The organism is Lysinibacillus macroides, from assembly GCF_001281525.1.
Lineage (GTDB): Bacteria > Bacillota > Bacilli > Bacillales_A > Planococcaceae > Lysinibacillus > Lysinibacillus macroides.
In genome coordinates this window covers 485,971-500,072 of the sequence record NZ_LGCI01000010.1, presented here as the reverse complement: position 1 = coordinate 500,072, position 14,102 = coordinate 485,971, and the positions used below count along the sequence as shown (strand labels likewise).

At 38.7% G+C, this 14,102-nt stretch carries 19 protein-coding genes and 2 pseudogenes; 9 read left to right on the top strand and 12 right to left on the bottom strand.

All coding sequences use genetic code 11. From position 1 onward, the window contains the following. Positions 1-11: 11 nt before the first annotated feature. Together vrrA and ADM90_RS17250 are read right to left on the bottom strand one after the other, a co-directional pair. On the bottom strand, positions 12-509 hold the full coding sequence (gene vrrA, locus ADM90_RS17255; RefSeq protein WP_053996158.1) for a VrrA/YqfQ family protein: 498 nt from the start codon (positions 507-509) through the stop codon (positions 12-14). Positions 510-674: 165 nt separating this feature from the next. Continuing rightward, positions 675-1,730, bottom strand: coding sequence for a 2,3-butanediol dehydrogenase (locus tag ADM90_RS17250; protein WP_053996157.1), 1,056 nt, complete (start codon positions 1,728-1,730; stop codon positions 675-677). 278 nt (positions 1,731-2,008) lie between these two features. On the opposite strand from ADM90_RS17250, the gene ADM90_RS17245 reads away from it, so the two are divergent. Together ADM90_RS17245 and ADM90_RS17240 are read left to right on the top strand one after the other, a co-directional pair. Further along, complete coding sequence (locus ADM90_RS17245; RefSeq protein ID WP_053996156.1) at positions 2,009-3,310, top strand: DEAD/DEAH box helicase; 1,302 nt, start codon at positions 2,009-2,011, stop codon at positions 3,308-3,310. Between the two features lie 12 nt (positions 3,311-3,322). Then, positions 3,323-4,216, top strand: coding sequence for a deoxyribonuclease IV (locus tag ADM90_RS17240; protein ID WP_053996155.1), 894 nt, complete (start codon positions 3,323-3,325; stop codon positions 4,214-4,216). Positions 4,217-4,256: 40 nt separating this feature from the next. On the opposite strand, the gene ADM90_RS17235 is transcribed toward ADM90_RS17240, so the two are convergent. Then, positions 4,257-4,493: an endonuclease IV gene (locus ADM90_RS17235; protein ID WP_053996154.1), complete on the bottom strand. Its 237-nt coding sequence runs from the start codon at positions 4,491-4,493 to the stop codon at positions 4,257-4,259. 129 nt (positions 4,494-4,622) lie between these two features. Here ADM90_RS17235 and ADM90_RS17230 point away from each other — a divergent pair, with 129 nt between their 5' ends. The 3 genes from ADM90_RS17230 to ADM90_RS17220 are packed head-to-tail and all read left to right on the top strand — an operon-like array spanning position 4,623 to position 6,672. After that, positions 4,623-5,369, top strand: a complete 747-nt coding sequence (locus ADM90_RS17230; RefSeq protein ID WP_053996153.1) for a metal ABC transporter ATP-binding protein — start codon at positions 4,623-4,625, stop codon at positions 5,367-5,369. Between the two features lie 14 nt (positions 5,370-5,383). Continuing rightward, positions 5,384-6,247 carry a metal ABC transporter permease gene (locus tag ADM90_RS17225; RefSeq protein WP_053996152.1) on the top strand — a complete coding sequence of 288 codons (864 nt, stop codon included), beginning with the start codon at positions 5,384-5,386 and terminating at the stop codon, positions 6,245-6,247. Then, a complete protein-coding gene (locus ADM90_RS17220) occupies positions 6,244-6,672 on the top strand; it encodes a Fur family transcriptional regulator (protein WP_053996151.1) in 429 nt (142 codons plus the stop codon). The genes ADM90_RS17225 and ADM90_RS17220 overlap by 4 nt, the downstream gene beginning before the upstream one ends. 277 nt (positions 6,673-6,949) lie before the next feature. Here ADM90_RS17220 and ADM90_RS17215 read toward each other — a convergent pair whose 3' ends face one another. After that, a complete protein-coding gene (locus ADM90_RS17215; protein WP_053996150.1) occupies positions 6,950-7,294 on the bottom strand; it encodes a hypothetical protein in 345 nt (114 codons plus the stop codon). 237 nt (positions 7,295-7,531) lie between these two features. Further along, positions 7,532-8,623 carry a 3-phosphoserine/phosphohydroxythreonine transaminase gene (serC, locus tag ADM90_RS17210; protein ID WP_053996149.1) on the bottom strand — a complete coding sequence of 364 codons (1,092 nt, stop codon included), beginning with the start codon at positions 8,621-8,623 and terminating at the stop codon, positions 7,532-7,534. A gap of 322 nt (positions 8,624-8,945) precedes the next feature. Here serC and ADM90_RS17205 point away from each other — a divergent pair, with 322 nt between their 5' ends. After that, the gene (locus ADM90_RS17205; RefSeq protein WP_053996148.1) at positions 8,946-9,482 is read left to right on the top strand and encodes an isochorismatase family protein; all 537 of its coding nucleotides are present in this window, start codon (positions 8,946-8,948) and stop codon (positions 9,480-9,482) included. Positions 9,483-9,529: 47 nt separating this feature from the next. On the opposite strand, the gene ADM90_RS25600 is transcribed toward ADM90_RS17205, so the two are convergent. Further along, the gene (locus ADM90_RS25600) at positions 9,530-9,853 is read right to left on the bottom strand and encodes a tyrosine-type recombinase/integrase (RefSeq protein ID WP_268766658.1); all 324 of its coding nucleotides are present in this window, start codon (positions 9,851-9,853) and stop codon (positions 9,530-9,532) included. A gap of 137 nt (positions 9,854-9,990) precedes the next feature. Continuing rightward, positions 9,991-10,263: a site-specific integrase gene (locus tag ADM90_RS25595; RefSeq protein WP_235473656.1), complete on the bottom strand. Its 273-nt coding sequence runs from the start codon at positions 10,261-10,263 to the stop codon at positions 9,991-9,993. Positions 10,264-11,094: 831 nt separating this feature from the next. Here ADM90_RS25595 and ADM90_RS17190 point away from each other — a divergent pair. Further along, on the top strand, positions 11,095-11,298 hold the full coding sequence (locus ADM90_RS17190) for a hypothetical protein (RefSeq protein WP_053996145.1): 204 nt from the start codon (positions 11,095-11,097) through the stop codon (positions 11,296-11,298). Between the two features lie 67 nt (positions 11,299-11,365). Then, a pseudogene (locus ADM90_RS24000) lies at positions 11,366-11,518 on the top strand (helix-turn-helix domain-containing protein); the annotation flags it as partial. Between the two features lie 133 nt (positions 11,519-11,651). Here ADM90_RS24000 and ADM90_RS17180 read toward each other — a convergent pair. From ADM90_RS17180 to ADM90_RS23995, 3 genes are read right to left on the bottom strand one after another with little or no spacing between them, the layout of a single operon-like run. Next, positions 11,652-11,864, bottom strand: coding sequence for a hypothetical protein (locus tag ADM90_RS17180; protein ID WP_053996143.1), 213 nt, complete (start codon positions 11,862-11,864; stop codon positions 11,652-11,654). A 14-nt stretch (positions 11,865-11,878) separates the two neighbouring features. After that, positions 11,879-12,211, bottom strand: a complete 333-nt coding sequence (locus ADM90_RS17175) for a type II toxin-antitoxin system RelE family toxin (RefSeq protein WP_235473653.1) — start codon at positions 12,209-12,211, stop codon at positions 11,879-11,881. Positions 12,212-12,233: 22 nt separating this feature from the next. Continuing rightward, a complete protein-coding gene (locus ADM90_RS23995; protein ID WP_235473651.1) occupies positions 12,234-12,410 on the bottom strand; it encodes a helix-turn-helix domain-containing protein in 177 nt (58 codons plus the stop codon). Between the two features lie 88 nt (positions 12,411-12,498). Between ADM90_RS23995 and ADM90_RS17165 the strand changes: the two genes are divergently transcribed. Next, positions 12,499-12,978: a hypothetical protein gene (locus tag ADM90_RS17165; protein ID WP_152928044.1), complete on the top strand. Its 480-nt coding sequence runs from the start codon at positions 12,499-12,501 to the stop codon at positions 12,976-12,978. Positions 12,979-13,205: 227 nt separating this feature from the next. On the opposite strand, the pseudogene ADM90_RS17160 reads toward ADM90_RS17165, so the two are convergent. Then, positions 13,206-13,588, bottom strand: a pseudogene (locus tag ADM90_RS17160) (IS256 family transposase); the annotation flags it as partial. Positions 13,589-13,592: 4 nt separating this feature from the next. Then, the coding region (locus tag ADM90_RS17155) for an IS630 family transposase (RefSeq protein WP_152928024.1) at positions 13,593-14,102 on the bottom strand (510 nt) is incomplete at its 5' end.

Genomic DNA, 14,102 nt, shown 5'->3' with positions numbered 1-14,102 from the left:
GAAACGTTCATTTACATAGGTGGCTGAAAAATTCGCGGCGTAGATGGCAGTGGTTCAGGAGGCGTATAGGATGCACTTTGCCTAGATGATCGTCTGCCTTCACTAGAGGCTCTTCGTTCACTGCCTGCCGCTTCAGCAGCTGCAGCCCCAGCAGCCGGAAGTCCCTGGAATCCCTTGTATAATTTTAATAGTGATGGGATATTTTTGACCATTGGCATTGCTTGCTGGATATAAGGTGTATAGGTTTTAGCCGTATTGAATAGGCTATTGGCTTGTTGTAGAAATGAACCGATTTTAGACGGTTCCTGTACAGGTGGCACTGGCATTTGTCCTCCAAAGGAGCCTATTCCATTTGCCATTGGAAAACCGCCTGGAATTCGTGGTTGAGCAGGGAAGCCTCCAGGCGGGAAAAAGGACTGCGGTGACATCTGTGGAGGTGTTGGCATAGGCATAGGCATTCTCATGCCACTGGGATACATAGGGTAGGGATAAGGTTGTCGAAATACCATAATGATCTCCTTTCTACTTGTTTATCATTGATGACATACCTGATTATAGCTATGATATGCAGCAATTGACGAGAGGGTTCAACAAAGGATAGATCAGTTGAGGAATTGAGTACTTCTCAATTAAAAACGCCAAGAATGAGCTTCTTGACGTTTTCTTATCTATTATTAGGCTTGAGAGTTTACAAGAATTTTAATGTGGTTACGTTCCTTCATTAATGTTTCAAAGCCTTCTGTCACGACTTCATCCAGTACAATGCGCTTTGTCACAAGCTTATCGGCAGGGAAATAGCCTTGTGTCATCAGCTCCATAACCGCTGGGAAAATATCGCGGTAAGCAATAATTCCTTTTACCGTACGCTCTGATAGCACAAGATTATTCGGCTGAATAGCGGCTGTAGTTTCCCAAATGGAGACGATAATTGTTTCACCCTCAAATGTTGTGGAATCAATGGCTTGTGATAATACTACTGGAACACCTGTTACTTCAAAGGCAACGTCTACGCCACCATTTGTTAATTCAAGTAAGCGCGCAACGGCATCTTCTTCTTTAGGATTAATAACGGCTGTTGCGCCAAGCTCTAAGGCTTTTGCAGCACGCTCTTCTGAAAGCTCTACGGCGTAAATTTCTGCTGCACCTGCTGCACGTAATGCCTCAATCACCAATAGCCCAATAGGACCTGTGCCAAAAACAGCGGCTTTATCGCCAGCTTTTAGCTTACTTTGACGCACAGAATGTAAGGCAACGGCTGCTGGTTCTACAAGCGCTCCTTGTTCATAGGAAAGACCCTCTGGCATTTTGTGTACCATTTTTTCATCGACCATTGTATATTCAGAGAAACCTCCGCCACCCCCTGAAAGACCGTGGAAGCCTAGGTGTTTACAAATATTATACTTCCCTTTTTTGCAGGCAGCACATTCGCCACATGCAAGGATTGGTTCTACTACAACAGGATCTCCTACTTTAACAGATGTGACACCATCGCCAATTTCAACAACTTCTCCTGAGAATTCATGTCCCATCACAATTGGCGCAATGTCTTTACTTACATAATGAGGTTGCTCCACTGGAATAAAGATTGGTCCAGCTGCGTATTCATGTAAATCACTGCCGCAAATACCCGTCCAATGTACTTTGATTTTTACTTTTCCAGGTTCGATGACTGGTTCTTCAATGTTTTCTACGCGAATATCATGTGCTTTATACCATCTTGCTGCTTTCATAAGTTATCAACCTCCTGTAATAATATACACCCCTATCATAACATGTAAGGAAGCAATTCATCATTCGTTTACTATAAATTGACATGGAAATTACATAGTATGAATATTTCTGAACATTCCTATAGTGCTTTTTTTGATTGCATATTGTTAGTATTTCAAGTACCTTTGATAAGGTAATAAAATGATGCAAACATGTGGAAGCTGTTAAGAATAGGACGCCAATACGCCTTCAAGTGCGAATCATGATACAATAAGAAAGATGTTAGGAGGAACGCATTATGTCAAAATATACAGATTATAATTTTCAGCCATTTTTGCAGGACGCGATTGCAAAACTTGGCTTTACAGAACCAACACCCATTCAAAAGGAAATTATTCCACTTGTTTTAAAAGGGAAGAGTGCTATTGGACAGGCACATACAGGAACAGGGAAGACACATAGCTTTTTAATTCCGATTGTACAACGCATTGATGCAGAGAAGCAGGAAGTACAGGCTGTCATTACTTCTCCTACACGTGAGCTTGCACAGCAAATTTTTGATGCCTTACAGCAACTAATAGAAGGAACAGCAATTCAAGCCAAATTATTTATCGGGGGTACAGACAAACAACGCTCCATTGATAAGCTAAAAACACAGCCGCACATTGTTGTTGGCACACCTGGACGTATTCGTGACCTTGTTGCAGCGCAAGCTTTATTTGTGCATACAGCTCCAATTTTAGTGGTCGATGAAGCCGATTTAGCCTTTGATATGGGTTTTATCGAGGATATAGACGGCTTTGCGGCTCAAATGCCTGAGAAGCTTGAAATGTTTGTATTTTCAGCAACCATTCCAGAAAAGCTACAGCCCTTCCTAAAAAAATATATGGAAGCACCTGTGCATATTCACATGAATGATAAGCGACCAGTTGCAGAGGGGATTGACTTTGTGCTTGTCCCAGTCCGTTCTAAATCTCGAAATAAACGTCTGTTGGAAGTAATTGAAGGGATTAATCCGTTTTTGGCGGTTATATTTACCAATACACGTAAAACAGCAGAGCAAGTTGCTGGTTATTTAAATGAGCATGGTGTCCGCTGTGGGCAAATCCATGGTGATTTAAGTCCACGCGATCGTAAAAAGATGATGAAGCAAATACGTGACCTCGACTATCAATATATTGTCGCAACAGATTTAGCTGCACGTGGTATTGATATTCAAGGAATTTCACATGTTATTAACTATGAAATCCCTGAGGATCTTGAATTCTTTATTCACCGTGTTGGACGTACAGCACGTGCAGGCAATAAAGGAACAGCCATTACCTTATTTGAGCCATCAGATGAGGATGCAGTGGCTCGTGTAGAAAAAATGGGGATTCCATTTGTTCAAAAGGATGTAAAAGATGGTGAATGGTCGGAATTAAAGGATCGTCATGCCCGTAAAAATCGTGTGAAGCAAGAGAATGAAATTGATGTGAAAGCAAAAGCATTGGTACGTAAGCCTAAAAAAGTTAAACCAGGCTATAAACGTAATATGAAGTGGGAAATGGAAAAAATTAAAAAACGTGAGCGTCGCTTAAAAGCACGTGGTAAAAAATAAGGAGGCTTTGACATGCTACTTGGCTCACATGTTTCAATGAGTGGCAAAGATATGCTACTTGGCTCTAGTAAAGAGGCACTGTCATACGGGGCCAATACATTTATGATTTATACAGGAGCACCGCAAAATACACGCCGTAAAGCGATTGCTGATCTTAATATTGAAAAAGGGCTTCTGCATATGAAGGAGCATGGTATGACAAATATTGTGGTCCATGCACCCTACATTATTAATATTGCGAATACGACAAAGCCTGAAACATTCCGTCTCGGTGTAGATTTTTTACAATCGGAAATTGAACGTACTGCGGCACTAGAGGCAACGCAAATTGTTTTACACCCTGGTGCCCATGTAGGAGCCGGTGCTGATGCTGGTATTGCTAAAATTATTGAAGGTTTAAATGAGGTATTATCTCAAGACTATCCCGTTCAAATTGCATTAGAAACCATGGCAGGAAAGGGGACAGAATGTGGACGTTCCTTTGAAGAGCTTGCTAAAATTATTGATGGTGTAACGAATAACGAGCGACTTTCTATATGCTTTGATACTTGTCATACACATGATGCTGGCTATAATATCGTGGAAGATTTTGATGGTGTATTAAACGAATTTGATAAAATGATAGGCGTGGAACGCATTAAAGTATTGCATATCAATGACTCCAAAAATGTGCGCGGTGCAGGTAAGGATCGCCACGAAAATATTGGTTTTGGTCATATTGGCTTTGATGCCTTAAACTACGTTGTGCATCATCCACAATTAATGGATGTTCCCAAAATTTTAGAAACACCCTTTGTACCGCTAAATAGTGATGCAAAATCTAAAGTAGCTCCGTATCAAGTTGAAATTGAGATGCTGCGAAGCGGTACATTTAAGCCCGATCTTATTGAAGCATTAAAAGGCTAAGGAAAAGCCCGAAATCAATGATACTGATTTCGGGCTTTCGTTATTTTGTAAACAATGCGATAAGTTGACGAGAGCGCTTTCTTCCTAAAATCGCCTCAACTTCTACAAGAATATCTTTAGGAATGCCTAAAAAAAGCCAAGAAAATGAGAATTGCTCCAAATAAGGCCGAAGCTTTTTTACTTCAGACGTTGTAATCGTAAACCCTTCATGACGGGCAATTTCAACAATTTCCTTATCAGTGCTTTGAAGCAATTGCTGTAAAAATTGTATACTCAAAGCCAATCCTCCTTTATGCAAAATGATGGGCAAAGCACCTATCTTCTTTTCTTTACAAAAACTGCACTTTCATTTATACTTAAATTTTGTAAATCGTAATGATTTTGACTTAGAAAGAAGCGATCATGTATGAAATCAACACTTATCGACATTCAAAATGTGTCATTTCAATATGACTATACACAGGTTTTAAAAAATATTTCCTTTCGTGTAGAAGAGGGCGATTTTTTGGCCCTTCTTGGTCCTAATGGTTCAGGGAAATCAACATTATTAAAAATTATTTTAGGTTTATTAAAGCCACTATCAGGTAAGGTACAACTTTTTGGTGAACCAAGTGCAACCTTTAAGCACCGCGAATGGATTGGATACGTCTCGCAAAAATCCAATGCCTTTAATTCTGGCTTCCCGGCAACCGTGCAGGAGGTTGTGAAAAGTGGATTAACCAAAAAATTAGGGCTTTTTAAAAGACCCGGGCGCAATGCCAAGGAGCAAGTAGAGGAAGCGCTAAAGGCAGTTGGCATGGATGCTTTTATGCATCGCAATATTGGTGAACTATCAGGCGGTCAACAGCAACGTGTTTTTATTGCACGAGCTTTAGTCAGTGAGCCAAAACTGCTTATTTTAGATGAACCAACTGTTGGCATTGACCACGAGAATGTGCAGTCATTTTATGATATGCTGGCGACATTAAATCGGGAACAGGGAATTACGATGATTCTGGTGACACACGATGTCGATACGGTATCAAATCGTATTAGTCATGTGGCATGCTTAAATCAAACGATTCACTTCCACGGCTATAAAAATGAATTTGATACTATTTCGCAGGATGCACTGGACAAGTGGTACGGTCATTCTGTAAGAAAGATTCATTAAAAGGAGAAGGCACAATGATTGAAGCAATTTTACATTATGAATTTTTACAAAATGCCTTTTTCTCGGGGGTATTGATCGGCATACTAGCACCGCTTTTAGGCGTGTTTATTGTTGTACGTCGCCTATCCTTAATTGCAGATGCCCTGTCGCATGTAACGCTGGCAGGAATAGCAGGCAGTCTGTATATCAGTCAATCTGTAGCAGCTTTAGCGATGCTGAATCCTATCTATTTAGGTATATTAGCCTCTGTTAGTGGCTCTATTTTAATTGAACGCCTGAGACGTCTATATAAGCACTATGAAGAGCTAGCGATTCCAATTATTATGTCGGGGGGGATCGGCATTAGTGCCATCTTTATCTCACTGGCCAGCGGCTTTAGCACCGATTTAATGAGCTATTTATTTGGCTCCGTATCCGCTGTTTCACGCCAAGATTTATGGGTAGTCATTGGCATTGCTGCGGTTGTCATTCTCTTTTTATCTTTATTTTTTAAAGAGCTGTTTGTGTTATCATTTGATGAGGAATATGCAAAAGCAAGTGGGCTTCCTGCACGCTGGATTCATCTTTTGTTTATGGTTATCACGGCCCTTGTAATTGCGGCAAGTATGCGTATCGTTGGGATTTTATTGGTATCGTCTCTGATGACATTGCCTGTGGCGGCTGCGATGCGACTAGCAAAGGGTTTTAAGCAAACGATTATTTATGCGATTATTTTTGGAGAGGCCGCTGTATTAATTGGGTTAGTGAGTGCCTTTTATTTGGATTTAGCACCAGGAGGCACGATTGTTGTCACTTCTATTTTGATATTGCTATTGGTGATTTTAGGTAAGAGAGTAGCATTTAAAATGGCTGCAAAGCAGGAGGAGGTAGCACCATGAACGTTTCGAGAGCGTGGGAAATTTTAAAAGAAAATGGCTATAAAAAAACAGATAAGCGAGAGTTAATATTAGATATGTTTGCGGCAACGGATAAATATCTAACAGCACGTGATTTATTAGATGTTTTGAAGAAAGATTTTCCTGGGATGAGCTTTGATACAATTTATCGCAACCTTGCAACATTTGTGAAGCTTGGGATCTTAGAGGAAACCGAGCTATCTGGTGAGCGCAATTTTCGTATGCACTGTGAATCCGCACATCATCACCATCATTTTATTTGTATGGACTGTGGCAATGTCAAAGAGCTTAACCTTTGTCCAATGGAGATGCTGGGTGAAAAACTGCCAGACTATGAAATTGAAAATCATAAATTTGAAATATACGGGAAATGTCCTGAGTGTAAGCAAGAAACGCTGCCAACATAATAGGAAGGCACTGAAAAAGTCGATTTGTCACAAAAATGTGATACAAATCGACTTTTTTAAGTTTTCAAATCTAATAAAAGACAGATTACTAATATAAAAGAATGAATTTTTTAGTTTTTCAGTGCCCTCATAATAGTGGCAGTGTTTTTTAGTTAGAGGTGGCAGAGTTGGTGGATAGAGTAATGAAAATAACGGATAGAGCATCAAAAGTAGCTGAATAAGAATGTTAACATCAAAAAAGAGGGTAGCTTCATGCGAGAAGCTCCCTCTCAAATCATTAAGCTGCTACTCTACGAAGTGCAACAATTTTATTACAATCTACAATTAATGGAGAAGTAGCTGCCGCACCTGCTTCAAGGAAGTATGCACAGCAAGTACGTGGATCAAAGGAAAGAAATGTTAAACCTAAGAAGCTAACACCGCCCTCTAAGAAAATATCTACAGTTGCTGCAAGCTCTAATTTTCTTAATTGGTGACAAGCACAGCCTCTACAGTTGCTGCTCATTCTTGGTGTATTTTGACAAGGGCATTTTTCTGGTTTACGTGGACAGCGTTGCTCCTCTTTTTTAGGACATTTGCAGCCTTGCCAGTTCATATGTGTCATATAGCGTTTGTCTTCCATTCTCAAGACCTCCCTTCAACTAGATTCGTAAGAGTAACCCTTACAGTAATAATCTATGTTCAAGGAAGCACTAAAGGTTGGTAATATGTCCGCTAGGCAATTGAAAAAACTATATTTTTCTCAAATTCTTTTGCGCTGTGTAAAGTCCTAAGCGTTAAATTTGCTATAAATCATATAGTTTTCCAATAAAAAACGACGAATCATTACAGAAGCGTAATTTATCGTCGTTTTTCATGATTATGCTTGATGCTTTTGTTGGAAATCTACCATAAAGTCTCGTAAAGCCTCACATGCCTCTAATGGTACAGCATTGTAAGTGGAAGCACGGCAGCCCCCGACAGAACGATGTCCATTTAGCCCTACAAAGCCCGCTGCTTTTGCCTCAGTAAGGAATTGCTTTTCAAGCTCCTCATCAGTAACGCGGAATGTAATATTCATGAGTGAACGGCTTTCTGGTACTGCATGTCCTTTATAGAAACCATTGCTATTATCAATGGCATCATAAATAACCTTTGCCTTTAATTCATTATGCTTCTCAATTTCAGCAACGCCACCTTTAGCCTCTACCCATTTCAACACTTCTCCTAGCATATAAATACCGAATGTTGGAGGAGTATTATAAAGAGAATTACTATCCGCATGCGTTGTGTATTTTAACATGGTTGGAATATTTTTATTTGCTTTTTCAAGTAGGTCTTTGCGAATAATGACAACTGTTACACCTGAAGGTCCAAGATTTTTTTGAGCGCCTGCATAGATCAGCCCAAATTTTTGAATATCAATAGGCTTTGATAGAATATCACTGGACATATCAGCGATTAATGGGACATTTCCTGTTTCAGGGAATTCTTTCCATTGTGTACCGTAAATTGTGTTATTGGAAGTGATATGCACATAGGCATCATCTTCATTAAAATGAATATCCTCTAATGCAGGGATATTACGGTATTGATTGTCTTTTGTGCTCCCAACTTCAACCGGTGTACCAAATAATTTTGCTTCCTTGAATGCTTTTTCAGACCATGAGCCTGATAAGATATAGCTAGCTTTCTGATCAGCTGCTAAAAAGTTCATAGGCACCATTGTAAATTGAAGGCTTGCGCCACCTTGTAGGAATAACACCTCGTAGTTTTCAGGGATTGCGTAAAGCTTCTTTAATAGGGCAATAGCTTCATTATGTACTTCATCAAAAATAGCACTACGATGACTCATCTCCATAATAGACATACCAGAATCATGGAAGTTTACTAATTGCTGTTGAGCTTTTTCTAATACTTCTTGTGGTAGTGCAGATGGACCTGCGTTAAAATTGTATGCACGTTGTGTCAAGGCGATACACTCCTTATTTTTGTTATAAGATAACAGAACTTTACTGAATTATACCGTACTTTTCAAGAGAAAAAATAAAATTCTTAATATTTGAGCAAAATATCGACAGGCTCGCAATAAAATCTACATATTTTAGGCATATTAATCATTAAAACACGAATGAAAGAAGAAATAATACTTTCATTTATATATAATTTTCGTTATTGCTGCTTTTAAATAGTTATTTAATTTTGGAATGTTCGTATTTGTGGAGTGCTCGTGAGGAACAGCATAGTAGAGAAGTTTTTTGTATAATAAAAAGAAAAAGGGGAGTGTGCAATAAATGTTTACAGTAGAAAAAGTATGTTTAGTGGTTGTGGATGTCCAAGGGAAACTAGCAACAATTGTTGATGAGAGTGAAACGATAATTGCCAATGTATCAAAGCTGGTACAAGCAATGCAAGCACTTGAAGTACCGATTTTATGGCTGGAACAAAATCCGAGCCGATTAGGAGGCACAGCATTGGAGATTGCCCAACATTTACAAGGGGAGGCGATAGCGAAAATGGCCTTTAGTGCTTGTCAGGAAGAAACATTTGTCGAAGCGATGAAAGCGAGTGGGCGTTCGCAATTTATTGTTACAGGTATTGAAACTCATATTTGTGTCTATCAAACAGCTAGACAGCTGAAGGAGCAGGGATTTGAAGTGGAGGTTGTGGTAGATGCGGTGTCCTCTCGTACAAAAGCTAATAAAGAGGTCGGGCTAACTAAAATGCAAGCACTTGGTATTGCTCCAACAAGTACGGAAATGATTTTATATGAGTTGTTACAGCATGCCGATCATCCACAATTTAAGACTATATTACAACTTGTAAAATAACGGGTAATACAAAAACATTGATATGAAGTGGTTTAAGAGTGGGTTAGCTAAATGCTAGCCCCACTTTTAGCCCCAATTGCGTTTAAACTTTCACTAAATACGGATACTGCTTGTGCTTCCATTTCCTTTAATACATGTCCGTATGTTGTATGAATCATTTCAGGTGTATTCCCTAAGCGTTCAGCAATAGCCTTGACGGGTATACCATTATTCATAAGGATCGTAGCATGTGTGTGCCGTAATCCATGAATGGTTGTAGCTGGAAGTTCAGCCGTTGCTACCATGCGATTAAATGTAGCATTTAAGCCAATAGGTTCAAAGGGCTTTACTGTATATGGTGAAAGGAAAATAAACGAATCACCCTTCGTTATATCGTTATGCAGCTTTCTACCATGTGAAAGTAAAAGAGCTTTAACAGTTGTTCGGTAGCTGTTCCATTACAATGTCATCCACTTTGATAGTACGCTCACTATTTTGGGTTTTTGTAGAGCCTACACCGTTACATCCTCTAGTACGACCAATGGTAATCGTTTGATTGGCAAAGTCGATATTCCGCATTCCGCCATTGAAGCCCCAATGCTTCCCCTTTTCGCATTCCTGTGTAGGCAATGGTTAAAAATAAGCTGTAGTAGGCTATATTCTTTTGCTTGATAGAATCTAGCAAGATGCTGAGTTGGTCAGGTGTACTATCTAGCCATTGAGTGACAGTTAGGTTATCATGTTCTATATGTTTTGTTTCACCATGCAACGTTGCAGCCTTTACTTCCAAGAGGGCTTTCAATGCTGCTTTTCTTCTTTTCTCTTCGTTTATTAGCCGCATCATAATATTTATGGCGGTACATCCACAGTTTTTCACCCTTAGCATTGAAATAGTAGTATACTTCTGATTCTTTTGCTGATTTATATATGTTCACCTTATCCATTCCTTTCATGCTTGGTGGCGTGTGTATAGGAATGTGTAATTAGTCTAAATTGTTGAATAGATTAAAATCGATTAAATACATCGGAGTGAATGTTTATAAACGTATTTCCTCGTATCCCTTTTTCAAACCGCTGTCTATGTTGCTCATCCTAAAAAGAATGTCTCCGCTGTGAATTTGTATAGAAGCTTATCCCATGTAGCTGGAATTCTTTTAGTATTATGAATCGTTTATAATATAGGTAGACAGGAGGATTAGAAATGACAGAAAAAACTTTGAACAATATTTTTTATATTAGTTTAGGATAACTTCTTTAGTAGCTTTTTTTAGTTGTAATAGTTGTTTTCTATGAAACTGGGTTATGGGAACCAACGATAGCAGCAGGATTCATAGGTTTTACTGGAGCAATAATCGGAGGTATTGTTACTTGGTTAGGTGTTAAGGTTTCAATAGACAATCCTAATAGAATATTCGTGAACTAGATGCTATTCCAGCTAAAATAGAAAAGATAAATAGATTTTACGTATGAATAAGTGGTTTATTAGAAGTAATGTTTGTTGAATCAACGGGCGTGAACAGGGCTTATTTGTCTACTCATAAAGTATTGACATACATAGAGAAGCATAATTTGATTACAGAAACGATAACGATTAATAAAACTGTATATAAAGAATTCATTGGGTTGGTGAGTTATGTATGAAAATCTTGGCTCTGAAGATAGTTTTGATACGTATAGTAGTTATCAAGACAAATTGAAAGCAACGATAGATGCTCTCAATCAAACATTAGAAAAAAAAGCAATAACTTTTACTCAATTTTATCGTTTTCCGACAGAAGACTTCCACTTCAAGGAATGTGTAGGGCGTAGTAAGTGGGCGATGAATGGCGGTTGGTGATAGCCAAAGCGACTCCCTTTCGGTTAAAATAGAAACAAACATTCGGGGAAAGAGGGAGGCGTTTCGTGTGTTGGTCAACAAAGCATACAAATTCCGTATCTATCCAAACAAAGAACAAGAAATCCTCATAGCTAAAACAATCGGTTGTTCGCGTTTTGTCTTCAATTATTTTTTAGCAAAATGGAAGGCTGCTTATAAAGAAACAGGAAAAGGGTTCACTTCATCGTGATGGGTGGTCTTCTTAGTATTTTAAATGTCTTTAAGAGGCTTCATACAAATTCCTCACAGATAAATAACCGTTTCTATGCAAAAGCATCCGCTCCATGAGAGTAGATGCTTTTTGTTGTGGTTGTTCAGTTCCAATCAATATCAGCGTAGTTAGTTACTTCGCCCCGTTTTAAATCTTGGGTTGATTCTTCAAGTCGTGCGCGTTCTATGGGTGTTAGCTTAGTATAATCATTATCCCAGGCAAGTACAAGGCGCTTTACCATTTCATACGCTAAATCTTGCTCGGATTCAGGTAATAAATTGAACATTTCTACTAAGTCCTGTGCGCGTTTACTCATGTGTAGCCCTCCTCTTATTTGTAGATGTCGCCACGTGAATCTATATCACGAATATAGATAAATGGAGAATCTTGATTTTCAGAAATTATTTCATATACAATTCGATATTTACCTACACGAAGCCTATACATAGTGGGCTGATAACCTCGTAAAACTTTAATATCTCCACTAGGTGGGATTTCGCGTAGCCCATCAATAGCTTTTTTGATTCGTGCTTTTGTTGGCTTATCCGCTGCATTGATGAATTTTACTGCAACCTTAGAAAACTGAATTTCCGTTGTTCTCCCCTCCATCTTAGCAATGGCAGGTACTCTACATTTATTATAGCTTGTGTCGAGTAATGCCATCAATTTTTATGTGCAGGTGTGGTTAGATTTTTTCGCCGTTTTCCCCTGGTTCCTCGATAATTTCTAACAAGTCGCCGATTTCACATTCTAATGCTTTGCACAATGCTCCTAGTGTATCTAGTTGATATTGCATTGTTGTGTTGTTATACATACGTCTAACCGTTTCAAAATATTTTACCACTTTTTGTTTTGAAAACAACTTCAAAAGATGCTTCAAGTGCCCCAGCAATTTTTTCTAAATCCACTATTGACCAATCATTGTTATTCATCTTTTTTGAAAAATATGATTGAGAAATACCGATGATGTGGCTTCTAAGTATCAAAAATTAATGATAGAAGCATTTGAGGAGCTTAATTTAAAATTTTCATATAAAAATTACTATAATTCTAACTTGGAATCTGTAGACATTAATTTATCTGGTGCGTCTAAAGTACAGGCATTTATAGCTCAATATATTTCTATATATCAAATGAGTATAGATAATAAAGAAACTGTTAATATGCCTATGTTTATTGACACATTTTTAAAAGATGATTTTAATAACGAAGAGATAAAGAAGACAGCGAAATATATATTTTCTAAATTACAGGATTTGCATCAATCATTTATTTTTATTTCAGATAATGAGCAGACTTTAAAAGCTATCGAAAACTATAACTTCTCTAGAATCAATTTAAAAGAAACATTTAACATATTTAATAAAGAATATAAAGAGGTATATAACCGTTTTAGATTTATGGTACTGTCAATATTTTTGTGTAAATGACGATTCACCCGTTCAAGGGAACTCATCACCTGTGTATTCAATTGGACTTGTTTGAAGTGTTGATTTGAGTGTGTGGGATAGGGCTAGCCCTTTCCTACACACTCAAATTTCGCGCTGGCGCGTCCCGGTCTAGTTTGTCGGTTCGTGCAGCTGCTCAAACATTTCTTCTAGCTTCGCACGGGCCTGATTGAAGCCGATGTGACAGCGTGTGGCGAAACGTTGATTGNGTGACTTTTTTATACGATTTACCCCATTTTTCGCAGAACGTCTCGAGCGCTTTTTTCGCTGCTTCGGCGTCCTTTGCCTGGTGAATCGTTTTAAAATCCTCGCACACTTCCTTGCGATCTTCTACACGGACTTTATGCATAATATTACGCGCCACATGGACAAGACACACCTGATATTTTGCCTTTGGAAACACATTGAACACAGCGTCTGCCATACCTTTTAAGCCGTCTGATACGAATAAAAGTACGTCTTCTACACCACGGTCTTTGAGCTCTTCTAGTAGCTCCTGCCAGTTGTAAGCCGATTCTGTTGGGGCAATCGTATAGCCAAGCACTTCTTTCGAGCCGTCTTCACGAATACCAACCGCAATATATATAGATTGAACTTTAGAACCTAACACAAAGTCGGTCGATTATACCTTGTGTATCTTCACTTTGACAACGGATAAATTCACGAACAGCGAGTTTGATTTGCGATGTACTTGAAAAAAAGACATTATGAATGACGCTGTCTTTCAACCATTTCCATAGCCCCTCAATTAAATTCAATTGCGGGCTGTAAGGTGGTAAAAACACCAGTTGTAATCGATTTTGATGCAGCTTTAAAAAAGGCTGAATGAGCTTCGCATGATGAATGCGAGCGTTATCGAGGATCATGACAATTTTTCCATTTGGGTAATGAGCAATGACTTTTTCTAAGAAACGCAGGAAGACTTCTGCATCGTATTTCTCTTCTTCGACGCAGAAGATTTCACCTGTTTCATAATTTAACGTACCGATTAATTTCACGCCTTGATGCTTACCGTATGTGGGGATTTGACGCTGTTTCCCTTTTGGAAACCATGACTTTTGAATGGCTTGGTAGTCACGAATCATGGACTCATCTTGAAAGAGAAG